At 72.6% G+C, this 18,553-nt stretch carries 17 protein-coding genes, 1 tRNA gene and 1 rRNA gene; 11 read left to right on the top strand and 8 right to left on the bottom strand.

Going from position 1 to position 18,553, the window contains the following annotated elements; all coding sequences use genetic code 11:
- The first annotated feature begins 177 nt into the window (after nt 1-177).
- Together EDF38_RS00095 and EDF38_RS00090 are read left to right on the top strand one after the other, a co-directional pair.
- Complete coding sequence (locus EDF38_RS00095; protein ID WP_233572080.1) at nt 178-1,089, top strand: VOC family protein; 912 nt, start codon at nt 178-180, stop codon at nt 1,087-1,089.
- A 158-nt stretch (nt 1,090-1,247) separates the two neighbouring features.
- Nucleotides 1,248-1,874: a GNAT family N-acetyltransferase gene (locus EDF38_RS00090; RefSeq protein WP_123353394.1), complete on the top strand. Its 627-nt coding sequence runs from the start codon at nt 1,248-1,250 to the stop codon at nt 1,872-1,874.
- Between the two features lie 199 nt (nt 1,875-2,073).
- Here the strand turns inward: EDF38_RS00090 and EDF38_RS00085 are convergent, their stop codons facing one another.
- Both EDF38_RS00085 and EDF38_RS00080 read right to left on the bottom strand, forming a co-directional pair.
- Nucleotides 2,074-3,576: a catalase gene (locus EDF38_RS00085; RefSeq protein WP_123353393.1), complete on the bottom strand. Its 1,503-nt coding sequence runs from the start codon at nt 3,574-3,576 to the stop codon at nt 2,074-2,076.
- A gap of 122 nt (nt 3,577-3,698) precedes the next feature.
- Nucleotides 3,699-4,214 carry a Fur family transcriptional regulator gene (locus EDF38_RS00080; RefSeq protein WP_123353392.1) on the bottom strand — a complete coding sequence of 172 codons (516 nt, stop codon included), beginning with the start codon at nt 4,212-4,214 and terminating at the stop codon, nt 3,699-3,701.
- A 163-nt stretch (nt 4,215-4,377) separates the two neighbouring features.
- Between EDF38_RS00080 and EDF38_RS00075 the strand changes: the two genes are divergently transcribed.
- The gene (locus EDF38_RS00075) at nt 4,378-5,775 is read left to right on the top strand and encodes a GAF domain-containing protein (protein ID WP_123353391.1); all 1,398 of its coding nucleotides are present in this window, start codon (nt 4,378-4,380) and stop codon (nt 5,773-5,775) included.
- A 36-nt stretch (nt 5,776-5,811) separates the two neighbouring features.
- On the opposite strand, the gene EDF38_RS00070 is transcribed toward EDF38_RS00075, so the two are convergent.
- Both EDF38_RS00070 and EDF38_RS00065 read right to left on the bottom strand, forming a co-directional pair.
- Complete coding sequence (locus EDF38_RS00070) at nt 5,812-6,735, bottom strand: PfkB family carbohydrate kinase (RefSeq protein ID WP_123353390.1); 924 nt, start codon at nt 6,733-6,735, stop codon at nt 5,812-5,814.
- Between the two features lie 21 nt (nt 6,736-6,756).
- Entirely contained in the window at nt 6,757-7,482 is a 726-nt protein-coding gene (locus tag EDF38_RS00065; RefSeq protein ID WP_158613276.1) for a transcriptional regulator, read from the bottom strand.
- A 114-nt stretch (nt 7,483-7,596) separates the two neighbouring features.
- Here EDF38_RS00065 and EDF38_RS00060 point away from each other — a divergent pair, with 114 nt between their 5' ends.
- The 8 genes from EDF38_RS00060 (at nt 7,597) to purL (ending at nt 15,566) form a co-directional block, all read left to right on the top strand.
- Nucleotides 7,597-8,568 carry an ABC transporter substrate-binding protein gene (locus EDF38_RS00060; protein ID WP_123353388.1) on the top strand — a complete coding sequence of 324 codons (972 nt, stop codon included), beginning with the start codon at nt 7,597-7,599 and terminating at the stop codon, nt 8,566-8,568.
- Between the two features lie 2 nt (nt 8,569-8,570).
- The gene (locus tag EDF38_RS00055) at nt 8,571-9,548 is read left to right on the top strand and encodes an amino acid ABC transporter permease (protein WP_123353387.1); all 978 of its coding nucleotides are present in this window, start codon (nt 8,571-8,573) and stop codon (nt 9,546-9,548) included.
- Complete coding sequence (locus tag EDF38_RS00050; protein ID WP_304984582.1) at nt 9,545-10,360, top strand: amino acid ABC transporter ATP-binding protein; 816 nt, start codon at nt 9,545-9,547, stop codon at nt 10,358-10,360. The genes EDF38_RS00055 and EDF38_RS00050 overlap by 4 nt, the downstream gene beginning before the upstream one ends.
- Nucleotides 10,357-11,478 (top strand): aminotransferase class V-fold PLP-dependent enzyme, encoded by a 1,122-nt coding sequence (locus EDF38_RS00045; RefSeq protein ID WP_123353386.1) that lies wholly within the window; start codon nt 10,357-10,359, stop codon nt 11,476-11,478. Before EDF38_RS00050 ends, EDF38_RS00045 begins: the two co-directional genes overlap by 4 nt.
- Entirely contained in the window at nt 11,475-11,894 is a 420-nt protein-coding gene (locus EDF38_RS00040; RefSeq protein WP_123353385.1) for a Rid family detoxifying hydrolase, read from the top strand. Before EDF38_RS00045 ends, EDF38_RS00040 begins: the two co-directional genes overlap by 4 nt.
- 374 nt (nt 11,895-12,268) lie before the next feature.
- Nucleotides 12,269-12,532 carry a phosphoribosylformylglycinamidine synthase subunit PurS gene (gene purS, locus EDF38_RS00035; RefSeq protein WP_123353384.1) on the top strand — a complete coding sequence of 88 codons (264 nt, stop codon included), beginning with the start codon at nt 12,269-12,271 and terminating at the stop codon, nt 12,530-12,532.
- Nucleotides 12,532-13,227, top strand: a complete 696-nt coding sequence (gene purQ, locus EDF38_RS00030; RefSeq protein WP_123353383.1) for a phosphoribosylformylglycinamidine synthase subunit PurQ — start codon at nt 12,532-12,534, stop codon at nt 13,225-13,227. The genes purS and purQ overlap by 1 nt, the downstream gene beginning before the upstream one ends.
- Entirely contained in the window at nt 13,224-15,566 is a 2,343-nt protein-coding gene (purL, locus tag EDF38_RS00025; RefSeq protein ID WP_233572079.1) for a phosphoribosylformylglycinamidine synthase subunit PurL, read from the top strand. The genes purQ and purL overlap by 4 nt, the downstream gene beginning before the upstream one ends.
- Nucleotides 15,567-15,805: 239 nt before the next feature.
- On the opposite strand, the gene EDF38_RS00020 is transcribed toward purL, so the two are convergent.
- From EDF38_RS00020 to rrf, 4 genes are all read right to left on the bottom strand, one after another.
- A tRNA-Gln gene (locus EDF38_RS00020) sits at nt 15,806-15,877 on the bottom strand.
- A gap of 53 nt (nt 15,878-15,930) precedes the next feature.
- Nucleotides 15,931-16,869, bottom strand: coding sequence for an NAD(P)/FAD-dependent oxidoreductase (locus EDF38_RS00015; RefSeq protein ID WP_123353382.1), 939 nt, complete (start codon nt 16,867-16,869; stop codon nt 15,931-15,933).
- A complete protein-coding gene (gene gltX / locus EDF38_RS00010; RefSeq protein WP_123353381.1) occupies nt 16,866-18,356 on the bottom strand; it encodes a glutamate--tRNA ligase in 1,491 nt (496 codons plus the stop codon). The genes EDF38_RS00015 and gltX overlap by 4 nt, the downstream gene beginning before the upstream one ends.
- A gap of 109 nt (nt 18,357-18,465) precedes the next feature.
- Nucleotides 18,466-18,553 (bottom strand): 5S ribosomal RNA (rrf, locus tag EDF38_RS00005); the annotation flags it as partial.

The raw sequence follows: 18,553 nt of genomic DNA, 5'->3' as shown, positions 1-18,553 counted from the left end.
GCGGAGCCGGGCCCGAGCCGGGACCGAGCCGACCCGAGCCGCGCACGCCCGGGGCGCGAACGGCGCCGGGAATGGCACCGCGCCTCCCCCGGTTGCAGATCGGTGACACGTCATCGACTGACGCGCCCGCACGACACGCGGGCACCCCCGCACCCCCGCACCCACCCAGGAGCCCGCATGACCTCCCCCGCAGCCCCGGCCACGCCGAGCTCGTCCCCCGACCTCCTCGCGGCCGACACCGGCATGGGCGCGGTCACCCTGCGGGTCGCCGACCTCGACGCCATGACCGCGTACTACCGCGACGCCGTCACGCTGACGGTGCTCACGCACGAGCCCTCGGCCGGGCGCACCGTGCTCGGCCGCGGCGCGACGCCGATCGTGATCCTCGAGCACGCGCCCGAGCTGCGGCACGCGGCGCCGCGTGAGGCCGGGCTGTTCCACACGGCGATCCTGTTCGAGACCGAGGCCGACCTCGCCGCCGCGGTCTACGCCGTCGCGAGCCGTCACCCCGGGAGCTTCACGGGCAGCGCCGACCACCTCGTCAGCAAGGCCTTCTACTTCACCGACCCCGAGGGCAACGGCATCGAGCTCTACTGGGACCGCGCCCGCACCGCCTGGTCGTGGACCCACGGCCAGGTCGACATGGCGACGCTGGCGCTCGACCCGAACGCGTTCCTGCAAGAGAACGTCACCGAGGAGGCGCTGGCCGGCACCGCATCCCGACCCGCGACGGTCGGCCACGTGCACCTCAGCGTCGGCGACGTCGACCAGGCCCACCAGTTCTACGTCCAGCAGCTCGGCTTCGAGGCGACGACGCGCTTCGGACCGCAGGCGCTCTTCGTCAGCGCCGGCGGCTACCACCACCACATGGCCATGAACACGTGGAACAGCGCCGGCGCCGGCCGCCGTCAGCTCGCCCTCGGGCTCGGGCTGGTGCGCATCGAAGTGCCGACGTCCGACGACCTCGGCTCCCTCGGCGAGCGCCTCGGCCACCACGGTGTGGCGACGCGCGACGACGGCCGCGTGCTCGGCTTCGACGACCCGTGGCTGAACCGGATCGAGGTCACGACCCGCTCCGGGCGCGTCTGACGTCCCGGCGACGAGCCAGCCCACCCGGGGGGGGGGGGGGGGGGGAGACAGCACCCGCCCGCGGCGACGGCACCCGCCCGGGCGACAGCACCCGACCGCGGCGACACCCCGCGGCGACGGTGACGGCAGCCCCGCCCCGCGCGACTAGCGTCGACCTCATGTCCGACGCCGCACAGTCCGCCACGCCCACCACCCCCGCCGTCACGCCGACCGCGGCCGCGACCTTCAGCACCGTCGCCGAGGGCGACCTCACCCTGGACGACCACGAGGCCCTCGCCGCGATGCTCGCGCGCACCTTCGACAGCTACGACCACTGGTACGCCGGGGCGCGCAGCTGGGCCGGGATGCAGCCCGAGCTCCGGGTCGTGGCCCGCGACGGCGACGTCGTCCTCGCGCACGCCGGGCTCCGCCGCCAGTTCGTCACCGTCGGCGACGCCGACGTGCTCGTGACCGCCGTCGGCATGGTCGCCGTGAGCCCCGCCGCGCAGGGGACGGGGCTCGGCGCCGAGCTCCTCCGCCACGTCGACGCCGCGCTCGAGCGCCTCGGCAGCCGCTTCGGCCTGCTCGAGACGGGCGAGTCGGTGCAGGGCTTCTACCGCCGCGGCGGCTGGGTGCCGCTCGACGACGTCACCGGCGGTCCCGTCACCGGCCACTACACCGCGTTCTCCGCCGACGGTGCGGGGGTGCTCGTCAGCCAGGACGAGGGATGGCTCCTCCGCGAGGTCGGCGCCCGCGCCGCCGAGTGGCCCGCCGGCGACATCCGCTGGAACGGCCAGATGGTCTGACGGCCCGACCGGGCCCGGCCCGGCTCGAGAGCGAGAGAGATCCGCACAGCTGGCCCGCGCCTCCCGCGTCCCCCGGCCCCCGCTCACCGACATGTCGCGAACTCGGCGACAGCGCCCGCACCCCGCACCCCGCACGCACCGGAGGCGCGGTGCCCGACGAACGGACACCGCGCCTCCCGCGGTCTGACGTGCCTCGCGACTACGCGCGCACGCCCACCGTCGCCGGGTCCTCGTTCGAGCCCGGCGCCTCCGGCGACACCCCCGCACGCACGCGCGAGCCGAGGATCGGGTCGACGGAGTTCCAGTACTGGAACACGCGCTCGAGCAGGTCGGGGCGCGTGACCTTCGACACGTGGCCGACGATGTTGGCGACGAGGCGGTCGCGCTGCTCGTCGTCCATCACGTCGCGGACGAGGGCGCCGGCCTGGCCGAAGTCGTCGTCCTCGGCGTGCAGGGTCGCGGCCGAGCGGACGAGCTCGCCGTCGCTCTCCCAGCCGCCGGTGTCGCCGGCCGCCTCGGGCGACGCGGCGGGGCCGCCCACCGAGTTGGGCGCGTAGACCGGCGCCGTGGCCTCGCTGAAGTGGTAGCGCGCCGCGCCGTCCTTCGAGTACGAGTGCACCTCGGTCTTCGGCATGTTCACCGGCAGCTGCTGGTGGTTGACGCCCACGCGGTAGCGGTGCGCGTCGGCGTAGCTGAAGATGCGGGCGAGCAGCATCTTGTCGGGGCTGGTCGCGATGCCGGGCACGAAGTTCGAGGGCGCGAACGCGGCCTGCTCGATCTGCGCGAAGTAGTTCTCCGGGTTGCGGTTCAGCGTCATGGTGCCGACCTCGATCAGCGGGTAGTCCGCGTGCGGCCAGACCTTCGTGAGGTCGAACGGGTTGAAGCGGTAGCCCGCGGCGTCGGCGTAGGGCATGACCTGCACCGAGAGGGTCCAGGTCGGGAACTCCTCGCGGTCGATGGCGGCCGACAGGTCGCGGATGTGGAAGTCGGCGTCCTCGCCCGCGATGCGGTCGGCGTCGGCCTGCGTGAGGATCTCGTTGCCCTGGTCGGACTTGAAGTGGTACTTGACCCAGGAGCGCTCGCCCTCGGCGTTGATCCACTGGTAGGTGTGCGAGCCGAAGCCGTCCATCATGCGCCACGAGGCGGGCAGGCCGCGGTCGCCCATCAGCCAGGTGACCTGGTGGGCCGACTCGGGCGAGAGGGTCCAGAAGTCCCACTGCATGTCGTGGTCGCGCAGGTGCGAGCCGGGCAGGCGCTTCTGCGAGTGGATGAAGTCGGGGAACTTGATGCCGTCGCGGATGAAGAACACCGGGGTGTTGTTGCCGACGAGGTCGTAGTTGCCCTCGCTCGTGTAGAACTTCAGCGCGAAGCCGCGGGGGTCGCGCCAGGTGTCGGGGCTGCCCTGCTCGCCGGCGACCGTCGAGAAGCGCGCGAGCATCTCGGTCTCGACGCCGGGCTGGAAGAGCGCGGCACGCGTGTAGCGCGACACGTCGCCCGTGGTGACGAAGGTGCCGAAGGCCCCGCCGCCCTTGGCGTGCACGATGCGCTCGGGCACTTTCTCGCGGTTGAAGTTCGCGAGCTTCTCGACCAGCTTGTGGTCGTGCAGCACGATGGGGCCGTCGGCCCCGACGGTCTGGGAGTGCTCGTCGCTCGCCGCGGGGGCTCCGTTGTCGGTGGTGGTGATGGGGGTCGCGTCTGTCATGACTCCTCTTTCCGTTCGGTGTTCTGTCGCGGGTCGTCGGTCGCCCGGCTGGCTGCCGGGGAAGCTGGTGGGTGCTGCTCGGTCGTCGGCGAGGTGCCGACCACGAGGAGGCGCGGTGCCGGTCAGGACGCTCGGCCTGCGCCCTCGAGGCCCTCGGCCCCGACCGCGCCGGTCGCGCTCACGGCCTCCGCCTCGAGCGCGACGTCGTCGTCGGCGTCGCGGCACCGCGAGCACAGCCCCCAGAACGTGACCTCGGCGGTCTGCACGACGAAGCCGGCGTCGTTCGAGGGCGTGAGGCAGGGCGCGTGGCCGACGACGCAGTCGACGTCGGCGACGTCGCCGCAGACGGTGCAGACGACGTGGTGGTGGTTGTCGCCCGTGCGCAACTCGTAGAGCGCGGCCGAGCCGGCGGGCTCGATGCGACGGACGAGCCCGGCCCCGGCGAGCGCGGCGAGCACGCCGTAGACGGCCTGCAGCGACGTGCCGGGCAGCGCGAGGGCGACCCGCCCGAAGACGGCGTCGGCCGAGGCGTGGGGCAGGCCGTCGAGCGCGGCGAGCACGGCCAGGCGGGGAGCCGTGACGCGCAGCCCGGCGTCGCGGAGCAGCGCGTGGGCCGGTGTCGTCGTCTCGGGGAGCATCGCCCCAGTCTGCCACGCTTCCTTGAACGACTCAAAAGAGAGCCGGACCACGGCGCGTCGTGGACAGCCCGCCCTCCCAGTACTGGGGGATGCACCGACGGGGCCGGGTGCTTAGCGTGGTCACCGGGAAGGCACCCGAAGGACCGAGGAGACCGTGACCAGGATGGTCGATCAGTACAGCAGCACCCCCATGGCGTACGAGCGCATGCGACCCGTCATGCGCCTCTGGTACCTGTGGTGGCTGTCGCGCTCGCGCCACGTCCTCTCCCCCCGGGACGAGCCGACCTCCCGCTCGACGGCCCTCGACGCCGACACGCTCCTGCTGATCGGCAACGGCCCCGCGCACGGCTGGGGCGTCGCCACGCACGCCGACGCGCTGACCGGCCAGCTGGCCCGCGCCTCCGCCGGGGCCACCGGCCGCCCGTGCTCGGTCGACTACGTCGGCGACGAGATGATGAGCATCGAGTCGACCCGCGCCTGGATCCGCGACGTCGACATGAGCGCCTACGACACGTTCCTCGTCATGGTCGGCCTCAACGACGCCGTCCGCCTCACGCCGCTCGACACCTGGGAGCGCGAGATCCGCATGCTCGTCGCCAACATCGTGCGTCGCGGTCACCCCACGGCGCGCATCGTGCTGGTCGGCGTGCCGCCCGTGCGGTCGGTGCACGCCTTCGACACCGTGCTCGGCTCGTTCGCCGAGCACCACGCCGAGCGCATGAACGCCATCACCGAGCGCGTCGCCGCCGAGAACGACCTCACCTACTTCGCCCTGCCCGCCGGCCTCCGGCGCCCGGGCCAGCCGCACGGCTGCGCCGAGGGCTACCGCCAGTGGGCGCAGACGATCGCGCACCGCATCGCGCCGACGCTCGACAGCGTCCGCAACGTCGACCTCGACGCGCGCCTGCCGCGCACGCTGCCCGAGCGCACCTTCGAGTGGAGCGGCGCCGAGACCCTCGTCGACAACGCCACCCGCGGCGGGTCGGACACGCTGCAGGAGCTCGCGAAGGAGGCCGAGAAGGAGTTCGGCGTCGACGTGGCCGTCGTCAGCATGCTCGACGGCACGAAGCTCTGGTACGCGATGAACACCGAGCTGCTGCCGGTGTCGATCCCGCGCGAGCTGACCTTCTGCGACGTCACGGTCGCGGCCGACGACACCGTCGTGGTCGAGGACGCCCGCAAGGACGACCGCTTCTCGGACAACCCCTACCTCGACCTCAACCACGGCTACTTCTACGCCGGGCACCCGATCCACTCGACCACGGGCGAGACGATCGGCACGTTCTGCCTGCACAACACGCGTCCCCGCAAGGCCTCGACGGTCTCGCCGGAGAAGCTGCGCGAGTTCGCCCTGCGCGCCGAGGCGGAGCTGCAGAGCTACGAGCCCGTCGCTCCGGCCTACCAGCCCCAGACCCGTCGCGAGCGCCGCGAGGCCGAGGCCCGGGCCCTGCTCGAGGCCGAGCGTCGTGCGCACGCCGACGTCGCCGCGGCCTCGTCCGTCCCGGTCTCGCCGGTCGTGCCGTCGAGCGTCCCGTTCACGAGCGTCGGCCTGCCCCGCTGACGAGCCGCACCGCCGCCTGACCCCGCCGGAGGCGCGTCACCGCTGGTCGCGCGCCACCTGCACCAGTGCCCCCGCGGCGTCGTTCGCCGCCCGGGCCGCGGCCCGGAGGGTCGCACCCCCCGCCAGCTCGGCCGCGAGCACCCCGGCGAACTCGTCGCCTGCCCCCGTCGAGTCGACGGCGACGACGCGGCTCGACCCCTCGACGTGCTCGACGCCCTCGGCGTCGGCGACGAACGCCCCCGAGCCGCCGGCCGTGACGACGGCCGACGGGCAGACCTCGAGCAGGCGACGGGCCACGTCGGCGGGCCGCCAGGCCCCGCCCCCGCTGACGAGCGCGGCGACGTCGCTCGTGTCGCGAGGCCGGAGGGCCTCCGACGCCCGGAGCAGCGCGAGCCCCTCCGCCGCGTTGACGACGACGGGGTCGCAGGCCCGCAGCAGGTCGAGGCCGATCGCCCGCACGGGGCTGGCGTTGAAGACGAAGCGGGCGTCGTGCGCGGCACACCACTCCGCGGCGGCCCGCAGCGGCGCCTCCCCGATCTCGTACTGTGCGAGGACGACGTCGGGGGCGACCCGGTCGAGCTCGGTCGTGACGTGCCCGGCGGTCAGCTCGCCGTTCGCGAGCGGCGCCACGACGATGACGTTCTCGCCGTCGGGGGCCACCGTGATCAGCGCCCGCCCGGTCAGCCCGGCGACGCGGTGCACGCCCGTGACGTCGAGCCCGCGCCCCGCGGCGTGCGCGACGACCCGGTCGCCCACGGGGTCGTCGCCCACCGCGCCGACGAGCGCGGTCGCGCCGCGGCGGACGGCGCCGAGCGCCTGGTTCAGCCCCTTGCCGCCGGGCGCCTCGTGGTAGTCGGACCCGAGCACGGTCTCGCCCGCGCGCGGGAACTCGCGCACCCGCGCGACGAGGTCGAGGTTGACGGATCCGACCACGGCGACCGTGGGCTCTGCTGCGCTCATGCGTCCATCCTGGCCCGTGGCTCAGCCCCCTCGCCGCACCTGCTTGAGGTAGCGGTACACCGTCGGCTCCGAGACGTGCAGCGCCTCCGCGACCTGCGCGACGGCGCCCTTGAGGAGGAACACCCCTGCCCGCTCGACCTCCCGCACCGCGGAGACCTTCTCGTCCGAGGTCATGCGGTGCGGGTCGACGCCCTGGGCCGCGACGATGCGGGCGACGCCGTCGAGGGCGAGCTCGTCCACGGTCGTGCTCAGCCTCTCGGCCACCGTCGACGGCGGCGGCCCGACCTCGACGGCGGCGGGGCCGGCGCCCTTCACGAGGCCGGTCGTCGCCGTGATCGCCGCCAGCAGGTCGCGGGCGCGGGTCAGGGGCTCGTCGTCGATGTTCAGGCACAGCATGCCCACCACGTCGCCGCCGTCGTCCCGGATGAAGAAGGTCGACGACCGGAACGTGCCGCCCGTGCGCGACTCGGCGAGGTAGTTGGCCAGGTAGTCGCGGTCGTCGTGCTCGTGGTTCTGCAGCACCTTGAGCACGAGGTCGGTCGCGGGGCCGCCGACGGTGCGACCGCTGACGTGCCCGTTGGTGAGGGCGACGATCGAGCGGCCGAGGTCGCTCGTGTCGTGGAGGACGATCTCCGTCCGCGGGCCGAGGAGCTCGGCGAGGAAGTCCATGAGCGGCAGGTAGGGCCCGAACTCCGCCCGGAGCACGCGACTGCGGTCGACCACGGTGGCGCTGCTGGCTGTCGTCATGGCACCGAGGTTACCGGCATGTAAAAGAATCGTCGCATTGTGATAATTTTCTCTCATCGTGCCGAGAGATCGGCTAGCTTCCGATGACCGACGACGTTCACGAAAGGCTCCACCATGACCCGATCACGCCTCCGCCCCGCGCTCTGGAGCTCCGTCGCCACGGGCGCCGTCCTGGCCCTGACGCTCACCGGCTGCGGGGGCCCGAGCGCGCCGCAGCCCGGCGACGCCACGGGCGACGCGTCGTCCTCCGCGTCGTCGACCGTCCCCGACACGAGCGCGCTGCTCGACGCGGTCGAGGTCGACGACTCGCTCGCCTCGCAGGTGCCGTCCGACATCGCCGACGCCGGCACGCTCACGGTCGGCTCGAACGTCCAGTCGGCGCCGAACAACTTCTACGCGGCCGACGGCTCCACCGTGATCGGCTCCGACCACGACCTCATCACCGCGGTCGGCAAGAAGCTGGGCCTCGAGGTCGAGTACCAGAACCAGGACTTCGGCTCGCTGATCACCAGCCTGCAGTCGGGCCGCGTCGACGTCACCATCGCCGCGATGAACGACACCGCCGAGCGCCAGCAGGCCATCGACTTCGTCGACTACCTCACCTCGGGCATCACCCTCATGGTGCAGAAGGGCAACCCGGCCGACATCACGGGCCCCGACACGCTCTGCGGCAAGACGATCGCCGTCGTGACCGGCACGAGCCAGCAGGAGTTCGCCGAGGCGACGAGCACGCAGTGCGAGTCCGACGGCGAGGATCCCCTCGAGATCACCGTCACCGACAGCGACAGCCAGAACCAGACGCAGCTGCGCACCGGCCGCATCGACGCCATCGTCAACGACCTGCCGAGCGCCGTCTACATCTCGAAGACCGCGCAGGACGGCGAGGCCTTCGAGGTCGTGCCCGGCGACGTCATCGACGGCGCCCCCTACGGCATCGGCGTGAACAAGGACGACCCCGAGCTGCGCGACGCCATCGCCGCCGCGCTCGACTCCCTCATCGACGACGGCACCTACGGCGAGGTCCTCGACGCCTGGGGCATCACCTCCGGCAGCGTCACCGAGGCGACCGTCAACGGAGGGAAGTAGCCGTGACCGCGCCCGGGCCGCGGGCCGGGGCCGACACGGCCGACCCGACCCGCGCCTCCTCGGCGGGGCGTGAGCTGCTGCCGCAGGTGCGCCTCAAGCACTGGGGGCGGTTGGTCAGCGCGGCGGTCATCGTCGTGGTGCTCGTCGCCCTCGCGTACGGGGCGTCGCAGGGCGACATCGCCTACGGCGACATCCCCTACTACCTCGTCTCGCCGATCATCCTGCAGGGCCTCGTCGGCACGATCGTGCTCGCCGTCGTCGCGCAGGTGAGCGCCGTCGTCATCGGCGTCGTGATCGCCCTGATGCGCATCTCGAAGAACCCGGTGGCGCAGGCCTTCGCGGCCGGCTACACCTGGCTGTTCCGCGGCCTGCCCGTGCTGCTGCAGATCCTGCTCTGGTACAACCTGGCCCTGATCTTCCCCCGCCTGACGGTGGGGGTGCCGTTCACCGACGTGGTCTTCCTCGACGTGAGCACCAACGACGTGATGACGACCTTCGTCGCCGCGTTCCTCGGCCTGGCCCTCAACGAGAGCGCCTACATGGCCGAGATCGTGCGGGCGGGGCTCAAGAGCGTCGACCGCGGCCAGATCGAGGCCGCCCAGTCGATCGGCCAGACCCCCCTGCAGCGCATGGCCCGCATCGTCCTGCCGCAGGCGATGCGCATCATCATCCCGCCCACCGGCAACGACTTCATCAACATGCTCAAGGGCACGGCGATGGCGTCGGTGATCGGCTACCTCGAGCTCATCAAGGCGGCGAACAACATCTCGTCGTTCAACCTCCAGGTGATGGAGACGCTCATCGCCGCGGCCGTCTGGTACATGGTCATCGTCAGCGTCGCGAGCGTCGGCCAGTACTACCTCGAGCGCAGCTTCGACCGCCAGGACCGCCGCCCCGGCGGACCGCCGAACGCCCGCGCGCTGCGCCGCAAGGTCGCCGCCGACCTCGGCCGCGCACCCCTCGTGAGGAGCACCCCGTGACCGCCACGCCCACCCCGACCGCCGGAGGCGCGGCGCGAGCCGCCGAGGGAGCACCCGTCCTCGAGGCCCTCGGCATCGGCAAGTCCTACGGCAGCCACGAGGTGCTGCGCGACGTCTCGATGACGGTGCGCAGCGGCGAGGTGGTCTGCATCATCGGCCCGTCGGGCGCCGGCAAGTCGACGTTCCTCCGCACGCTCAACCGGCTCGAGGAGCCCGACGCCGGCGAGGTCTGGGTCGGCGGCGAGCCGATGGGCTTCGAGCTGCGCGACGGCGTGCTGCACGAGCTCACCGAGCGGAAGCTCTCGGCCCAGCGGGCCCGCACCGCGATGGTGTTCCAGCACTTCAACCTGTTCCCGCACCTCACCGTGCTCGGCAACGTGGTCGAGGGGCCGGTGCGCGTGCAGCGCCGCCCCGCGAAGGAGGCGCGGGCCGAGGCCGTCGCGATCCTCGAGCGGGTGGGCCTCGGCGACAAGGTCGACGCCTACCCCGGCCAGCTCTCGGGCGGGCAGCGGCAGCGCGTCGCCATCGCCCGGGCCGTGGCGATGAAGCCGCTGTTCCTGCTCTTCGACGAGCCGACCTCGGCCCTCGACCCGGAGCTCGTCGGCGAGGTGCTGAAGGTGATGGGCGACCTCGCCCGCGACGGCATGACCATGCTCGTCGTGACCCACGAGATCCAGTTCGCCCGCGAGGTCGCCGACCGCGTCGTCTTCATGGCCGACGGCGGCATCGTCGAGCAAGGGCCGGTGGAGCAGGTGCTCGGGGCCCCGCGCGAGGCCCGGACGAAGCAGTTCCTCCAGCGGGTCCTGGCGTGACGTCGGCCCTCGAGGCCTACCTGTCGTCGTTCGCGGAGCCGGCCGGCTACCTCAACTTCGGCAGCTACGGCCCGCCCTCGCGCCTCGTCGTCGAGACGATCGGGCGGCTCGCGGCGGCGGCGAGCGCCGGCGTCCCGTCCGCGGGGCTGCACGCCGAGGACGACCGCGCCCTCGCGGCCGTGTCGCGCCTCACCGGGGTCGACCGGGCCGGCGTCGCCCTGTCGGGCAGCACCTCCCTGGGGCTGATGCAGGTGGCGTTCGGCCTGCCGCGCGGCGAGGTCGTGGTGAGCAGCGCCGAGTTCCCGTCGAACCTCTACGCCTGGTGGCGGTCCGAGGAGGCGGGCCTCACCCGGGTGCGCCCCCTGCCGCCCGTCCCGGGGCAGCCGCTCGCCCCGGTGACGCCCGAGCGCGTGGCCGACGCGGTCGGCCCCGACACCGTCGCCGTCGCCGTGAGCGCGGTCGACTTCCGCACCGGCGCCGTCGCCGACCTCGCTGGCCTCCGGGAGGCGGTGGGCGACCGCCTCCTCGTGGTCGACGGCATCCAGGGCTTCGGGGTGCTCGACGCCGACTGGACCCTCGCCGACGCGCTCGTCGTCGGCGGCCAGAAGTGGCTGCGCGCGGGCTGGGGCACCGGGTTCGTGGCGCTGTCGCCGAGGGCCCTCGACCGCCTCCGCCCGGTGCTCGGCGGCTGGACCGGCGTGGAGGGGCCGTCGCGCTACGACGGCGTGCCGCACGCGCCGCTGCCCGGGGCGCAGCGCCTCTCGGTGACGAACGGGTCGCCCTTCGCCTCGGGTGCCCTGGCCACCGCGCTCGAGCAGCTCGAGCACGTCGGGGTCGACGTCGTCGCGTCCCGGGTCGCCGCCACCGCGGGCGACCTCGTCGCCCGCCTCGGCGCCGCGGGGGTGCCCGTGCTCTCCCCCGTCGAGCGCGGGCGACGGGCCGGCATCGTCGTCGCGGGGGTTCCCGCCGGTGACGCCGCGGCCGTCGGCGCACGGCTCGACGCGGCGGGCGTCACGGCGACCGTCCACGGCGACGACCGCGTGCGCCTCAGCGTGCACGCCACCACCACCCCGGCCGCGCTCGACGCGGCCCTGACCGTCCTGGGAGGACGCGCATGACCACTGCAGACCACGCCCACGCCGACGACTCCGTCCGCGCGGTGCACACCGACGCCGCCCCCGCCGCCGTGGGCGCCTACTCGCAGGCCGTCCGCGTCGGCGGCCTCGTCTTCGTCTCCGGCCAGCTGCCGATCGACCCGGCCACGGGCGAGTTCGCCGGGCCGGGCGTCCGCGAGGAGGCCGCCCAGTCGCTGCGCAACGGCGCGGCGATCCTCGACGCGGCGGGCTCCGGGGTCGCCCACGTCGTCAAGACGACGGTGCTGCTCGCCGACATCGCCGACTTCGCGGTCGTGAACGAGGTCTACGCCGAGGTCTTCTCCGGCGGGGTGCTGCCCGCCCGCGCGGCCTACCAGGTCGCGGCCCTGCCGAAGGGCGCCCGGGTCGAGATCGAGTTCGTCGGAGCGGTCGTCCGCTGACGCCCCGCCTCCGCCCGACCGCCCCGCGCGACCACGAGAGCCGCGGTGTCGGAGGCGCGCTGCCGGAGAAAGGGAGACGCCCGGTCGGTGGGGGGTCCGGCCGGGCGTCTGACGGTCTCGGGCGGATCAGGAACCCTCGACCGGGGAAGCGGAAGGAGACCCGATCACGAGGCCTCGACCCCTCCGCTGCATCAATGGTGCGACGCGATCCGATGACGGGGCTGGGAGGAGCTTCGCAGTCGGCTGGGAGCGTCGGGCCCCCCGGCTCACGCCGGGACGACGCCCTCGCGGGCGGGCGTCGCGGACCCGGCCCGCGCCTCCTGCTGTCGTAGACTCGTCGCGTCCACCCGCTGCCGCCTCCGCAGGAGTAAACCGTGCCCACAATCGTCGTCGAGGTCATGCCCAAGGCTGAACTGCTCGACCCCCAGGGCAAGGCCGTCGCCGGTGCTCTGGTCCGTCTCGGCAAGAACGCGTTCACCGACGTCCGCATCGGCAAGCGGTTCGAGCTCACCGTCGAGGGCGAGGTGACCGAGGCCGTCCTGGCCGACGTGCGCCAGCTCGCCGACGACGTGTTCTCGAACTCGGTCATCGAGGACGTCGTGAGCATCACCGTCCTCGACGCCGCCCCCGTCGCCTGATGCGCGTCGGCGTCGTCACCTTCCCCGGCTCGCTCGACGACCGCGACGCGCAGCGCGCGGTCCGCCTCGCCGGCGGCGAGCCCGTCGCCCTCTGGCACGGCGAGCACGACCTGCAGGGCGTCGAGGCGATCATCCTGCCCGGCGGCTTCAGCTACGGCGACTACCTCCGGGCCGGCGCCATCGCGTCGCTGTCGCCGATCATGACCGAGGTCGTCGACGCGGCGAACGCCGGCATGCCCGTCCTCGGCATCTGCAACGGCTTCCAGATGCTGGCGGAGGCGCGGCTCATCCCCGGTGCCCACACCCGCAACGCGCACCAGCAGTTCATCCGTCGCGACCAGGTGCTGCGCGTCGAGAACGCGTCGACCGACTGGACGTCGGGCTTCTCGGAGGGGCAGGAGATCACCATCCCCCTCAAGAACGCCGACGGCCGGTTCATCGCGGACGCCGAGACGATCGCCCGCATCGAGGGCGAAGGCCAGGTGGCGTTCCGCTACGTCGGCGTGAACCCGAACGGCTCGATGGACGACATCGCCGGCGTCTCGAACGCCCGCGGCAACGTCGTCGGCCTCATGCCGCACCCCGAGCACGCCACCGAGGCCGGCTTCGGCCCCGACATGCCCGACGCCATGTCGAGCGGCGTCGACGGCCTCACCTTCTTCACGTCCGTCATCGAGAGGGCCCTCGCCAAGTGAGCACCGACAACGACCACGCCGAGCTGATCGACGTGCGGCCCGAGGGCCCGAAGCCCGACACCGTGGCTGACGCCGCAGCGACGCCCGACAAGCACCAGCCCTACGAGGCGCTCGGCCTCAAGGCCGACGAGTACGCGGCGATCCGCGAGATCCTCGGCCGGCGCCCGACGAGCGGCGAGCTCGCCATGTACTCGGTGATGTGGAGCGAGCACTGCTCGTACAAGTCGAGCAAGAACTACCTGCGCCAGTTCGGGCAGAAGGTCACCCCGGCCATGAAGAAAGACCTCATGGTCGGCATGGGCGAGAACGCGGGCGTCGTCGACGTCGGAGGCGGCTGGGCCGTGACCTTCAAGGTCGAGTCCCACAACCACCCGAGCTACATCGAGCCCTTCCAGGGCGCCGCGACCGGCGTCGGCGGCATCGTCCGCGACATCATCTCGATGGGCGCGCGCCCGGTCGCCGTCATGGACCAGCTCCGCTTCGGGGCGATCGACGCCCCCGACACGGCCCGCGTCGTCGACGGGGTCGTCGGCGGCATCAGCTTCTACGCGAACTGCCTCGGGCTGCCGAACATCGGCGGCGAGACGTACTTCGACGCGGTCTACCAGGGCAACCCGCTCGTCAACGCCCTCGCGGTCGGCGTGCTCCGCCATGAAGACCTGCACCTCGCCAACGCCCGCGGCGTCCGCAACAAGGTCGTGCTCTTCGGGGCGCGCACCGGCGGCGACGGCATCGGCGGCGCCTCCATCCTCGCCTCCGACACGTTCTCGTCGGGCGGCCCCACCAAGCGCCCCGCGGTGCAGGTCGGCGACCCGTTCGCCGAGAAGGTGCTCATCGAGTGCTGCCTCGAGCTGTTCCGCGGCGAGCTCGTCGAGGGCATCCAAGACCTCGGCGCGGCCGGCATCAGCTGCGCGACGTCCGAGCTCGCCTCGAACGGCGACGGCGGCATGTTCATCGAGCTCGACGCCGTCCTGCTGCGCGACCCCTCGCTCACGGCGGAGGAGATCCTCATGAGCGAGAGCCAGGAGCGCATGATGGCCGTCGTGCGCCCCGACAAGCTCGACGACTTCCTCGCCGTCACGGCGAAGTGGGACGTCGAGACGAGCGTGCTCGGCGAGGTCACCGACACGGGCCGCCTCGTCATCAACTGGCGCGGGGAGGAGATCGTCAACGTCGAGCCCCGCACGGTGGCCGTCGACGGCCCGGTCTACGACCGCCCCGTCGCCTACCCGAGCTGGATCGACGCGCTGCAGGCCGACTCCGCGTCGCGCCTCGCCCGCCCGACCGGCAACGCGGTGCTGCGCGAGCAGTTCCTGCAGCTGCTCGGCTCGGCGAACCTCGCCGACAAGAGCTGGGTGACGAACCAGTACGACACGTACGTGCTCGGCAACACGGCGCTCAGCTTCCCCGACGACGGCGGGATGATCCGCGTCGACGAAGAGTCGGGCCTCGGCTTCGCCATCGCCACCGACGCGAACGGCCGCTACTGCCAGCTCGACCCGAAGCAGGGTGCCCGCCTGGCCCTGGCGGAGGCGTACCGCAACGTCGCCGTCACCGGTGCCGTCCCCGCCGCCGTCACCGACTGCCTCAACTTCGGCAGCCCGGAGGACCCCGAGGTCATGTGGCAGTTCTCGCAGGCCGTCGAGGGCCTCTCCGACGGCTGCCTGGAGCTCGAGATCCCCGTCACGGGCGGCAACGTCTCGTTCTACAACCAGACCGGCACGAAGCCGATCCACCCGACCCCCGTGGTCGGCGTGCTCGGCGTCATCCAGGACGTCGCGAAGCGCGTGCCGTCGGGGTGGCAGGACGAGGGCGACAACATCTACCTGCTCGGCACCACGGCGCTCGAGCTCGACGGCTCGGCCTGGGCCGGCGTGGTGCACGACCACCTCGGCGGTCGCCCCCCGGCCGTCGACCTCGACGCCGAGAAGCAGCTCGCGGGGCTGCTCGCGGCCGGGGCCGACCAGTCGTTGCTGGCCGCGGCGCACGACCTCAGCGACGGCGGCCTGGCGCAGGCCCTGGCCGAGTCGGTGCTGCGGTTCGGCGTCGGCGCACGGGTGTGGCTGGGCGAGCTGCTCGAGCGCGACGGCGTCGACGTGGCGACGGCGCTCTTCAGCGAGTCGACCGGTCGCGTGGTCGTGTCGGTGCCGCGCGAGGACGACGTGCGCTTCCGCGGGCTGTGCGAGGGACGCGGGTACCCCGTGCTCCGCATCGGCGTGACGGACGGCGCCTCGGACTCGCTCGAGATCCAGGACGTCTTCACCGTCCCCCTCGAGGAGCTCCGTCGCACCCACCGGGCGACCCTCCCCGACCACTTCGGCGCCACCATCCCCCAGTAAGCCCCCTCAGCACACCCCCGGCGGCCCTCCCCCTCCCCAGGAGGAGGGCCGCCCCCGCCCCCAAGGCGCGCGAAGCGCCGCCGCCTCCGCCCCCCAAGGCGCGCGAAGCGCCGCCGCCCCCCAAGGCGCGCGAAGCGCCGCCGCCCCCGTCGGGCGGAGCCCGACGCGCGCCCGGCAGGGCGCCAAACCAGCACGAACAGCAAATCCCCCGGTCCGAAAGGACACGGGGGATCGATTTGCTGGGGTACCTGGACTCGAACCAAGAACAACTGAACCAGAATCAGTCGTGTTGCCAATTACACCATACCCCAATGATGACGACCGCTAGGTCTACATCATGGTGGCCCATCAGATGAACCGACGTCTACTGTACACGATCTCCGAGCTCGGCGAGGCCACCGATGAGGTCACGGTTGACGACGGCGGCCACGCGAGCCCCCGAGCCGGCGGCGACGATCAACTGCTGCGGCCCCGGGGCGGTCGACTCCCCCGCGGCGTAGAGGCCGGCGACCGAGGTACGACCGTGGTCGTCGACGATCAACAGCCCGTCGTCGTCGAGATCGGCGCCGAGAGGCGCCACGTACTCGAGCTTGCCGGCCCAGGCGGGCCGCACGAAGCCGCCCTCACGCGGCACGACCTCGCCGCCCTCGAGCTCGATGCCGGTGAGCCCCTCGCGGCCGCCCTGCAGCGACGCGATGGCACGGCGGTCGGTGCGGACGCCGCGGGAGGCGAGCAGCGCCTCCTCGGCCTCGGTCACCGCCTCGGCGGACCCGTTCGTGAAGACGACGAGGTCGTCGCTCCACTGGGTCAGCAGCAGTGCACGCTCGGCGAGGTCGGCGTGCTCGCCGATCACCGCGAGGGCCTGGTCGCGCTTGCCGTAGCCGTCGCACTCGATGCAGCTGTGCACGAAGGTGCCGTAGAAGGCGCGGAGCCCGTCGATGGCCGGCAGGGTCTCCTGCAGGCCCGTCGCGACGAGCACGACGTCGGCGGTCGCCCGGGCCTGCTGGCCCCGGAACTCGCAGTCGACGACGAACGCCTCGCCGGGCTTGCTGATGCTCGTCGCGATCGTCTGCCAGTGGGTGCCCTCGTCGTACGAGAGGAACTCCTCCCGCCCGAGCTTCCGCAGCTCGAGCGGCGAGATGCCGTCCCGCGTCAGGTACCCGTGCGACAGCAGCGTGGCGCTGTTGCGGGGGCGGTTGCTGTCGACGAGCAGCACGCGTCGCCGCGCCCGGACGAGGTTGAGCGCCGCGCTCAGGCCGGCGGGGCCGCCCCCGACGACGACGACGTCGAAGTGCTCGCTCACGAGCGGCCGAGCAGGCGCTCGAGTCGCGCCAAGGTCGACTCCCGCCCGAGGATCTCCATCGACTCGAACAACGGCGGGCTGACCCGACGCCCGGACAGGGCGACGCGCAGCGGGCCGTAGGCCAGGCGCGGCTTGAGGCCGAGCCCGTCCACGAGCGCGCCCTTGAGCGCCTCCTGGATGGCGTCGGTGCGCCACTCCGTGACGCCCTGCAGGGCCGACGAGGAGGCGCGGAGCACGTCCCCGGCCGAGTCCGGCAACGAGGCGGTCGCCTCGTCGTCGTACTCGAGCTCGTCGTCGGCGACGAACAAGAACGTCAGCATGCCCCGTGCTTCGCCGAGCAACGTCATCCGCTCCTGCACCAGCGGAGCCGCCTGCTCGAGGACGCGCGCCTCGGCCTCGGTGGGCGGGTCGCTGACGACGCCCTCGAGGTACGGCAGGAGGCGCCGGGTGAAGTCACCGACCTCGAGCAGCCGCACGTGGTCGCCGTTGATCGACTCGGCCTTCTTGAGGTCGAAGCGCGCCGGGTTCGGGTTGACGTCGGTGACGTCGAACGCCGCCACCATCTCGTCGACGGTGAAGACGTCCCGATCGTGCGTGAGCGACCAGCCGAGCAGCGCCAGGTAGTTGACGAGCCCCTCGGGGATGAAGCCGCGGTCGCGGTGGTGGAACAGGTTCGACTCGGGATCGCGCTTCGACAGCTTCTTGTTGCCGTCGCCCATGACGTAGGGCAGGTGGCCGAAGCGGGGGATGAACGTCGTCACGCCGAGCTCGACCAGGGCCTCGTAGAGCGCGATCTGCCGAGGCGTCGACGAGAGGAGGTCCTCGCCGCGCAGCACGTGGGTGATGCCCATGAGCGCGTCGTCGAGCGGGTTGACGAACGTGTACAGCGGGACCCCGTTGGGGCGCACGACGACGAAGTCGGAGAACGACCCCACGGGGAAGGTGATCTCGCCGCGCACGAGGTCGTCGAAGCTGAGGTCGCGGTCGGGGACCCGGAGGCGCAGGGCCGGCTGGCGCCCCTCCGCCCGGTACGCCGCACGCTGCTCGTCGGTGAGCTCGCGCTCGAAGTTGTCGTAGCCCTGCTTGGGGTCGCGCCCCTGGGCGATGTTGCGAGCCTCGATCTCCTCGCCGGTGGCGAAGCTCTCGTACAGCAGGCCCTTCTCGAGCAGCCGGTCGATGACGTCACGGTAGATGTCGTGACGGAGCGACTGCCGGTATGGTCCGTGAGGACCACCGACGTCGATGCCCTCGTCCCAGTCGATCTTGAGCCAGCGCAGTCCGTCGAGGATCTGCTCGTAGCTCTCTTCGCTGTCACGGGCTGCATCTGTGTCCTCGATGCGGAACACGAGCTTGCCGCCGGTGTGGCGTGCGTACGCCCAGTTGAAGAGGGCGGTTCGGATCAGCCCGACATGGGGCGTACCGGTGGGCGAGGGGCAGAACCGCACGCGCACGTCGGCGCCGGTGGCGGTGGAGAAGGGAGCAGACATCGCCCATGATCCTACCGGCAGCACGGGCCGCCCAGCCCGGTCGTTAAACACGAAGAGCCCCTCCGAAGAGGGGCTCTCGCGGCAACTGCAGAGCAGTTGTCTAAAGGGAGTCCGGCGGTGTCCTACTCTCCCACAAGGTCCCCCTTGCAGTACCATCGGCGCTGAGAGTCTTAGCTTCCGGGTTCGGAATGGGACCG

The sequence above is a fragment of the Frigoribacterium sp. PhB160 genome (genome assembly GCF_003751785.1).
Taxonomy (GTDB): domain Bacteria; phylum Actinomycetota; class Actinomycetes; order Actinomycetales; family Microbacteriaceae; genus Frigoribacterium.
This window is presented reverse-complemented; position numbering and strand designations above follow the sequence as displayed.

Excerpts from the sequence above, each read along its gene's own strand:
- gltX (WP_123353381.1), bottom strand. The coding sequence starts at position 18,356 with ATGTCTGCTCCCTTCTCCACCGCCACCGGCGCCGACGTGCGCGTGCGG.
- EDF38_RS00040 (WP_123353385.1), top strand. The coding sequence starts at position 11,475 with ATGACCACTGCAGACCACGCCCACGCCGACGACTCCGTCCGCGCGGTG.
- EDF38_RS00095 (WP_233572080.1), top strand. The coding sequence starts at position 178 with ATGACCTCCCCCGCAGCCCCGGCCACGCCGAGCTCGTCCCCCGACCTC.
- EDF38_RS00070 (WP_123353390.1), bottom strand. The coding sequence starts at position 6,735 with ATGAGCGCAGCAGAGCCCACGGTCGCCGTGGTCGGATCCGTCAACCTC.
- EDF38_RS00075 (WP_123353391.1), top strand. The coding sequence starts at position 4,378 with ATGGTCGATCAGTACAGCAGCACCCCCATGGCGTACGAGCGCATGCGA.
- EDF38_RS00060 (WP_123353388.1), top strand. The coding sequence starts at position 7,597 with ATGACCCGATCACGCCTCCGCCCCGCGCTCTGGAGCTCCGTCGCCACG.
- purQ (WP_123353383.1), top strand. The coding sequence starts at position 12,532 with ATGCGCGTCGGCGTCGTCACCTTCCCCGGCTCGCTCGACGACCGCGAC.
- EDF38_RS00085 (WP_123353393.1), bottom strand. The coding sequence starts at position 3,576 with ATGACAGACGCGACCCCCATCACCACCACCGACAACGGAGCCCCCGCG.
- EDF38_RS00090 (WP_123353394.1), top strand. The coding sequence starts at position 1,248 with ATGTCCGACGCCGCACAGTCCGCCACGCCCACCACCCCCGCCGTCACG.
- EDF38_RS00065 (WP_158613276.1), bottom strand. The coding sequence starts at position 7,482 with ATGACGACAGCCAGCAGCGCCACCGTGGTCGACCGCAGTCGCGTGCTC.
- EDF38_RS00080 (WP_123353392.1), bottom strand. The coding sequence starts at position 4,214 with ATGCTCCCCGAGACGACGACACCGGCCCACGCGCTGCTCCGCGACGCC.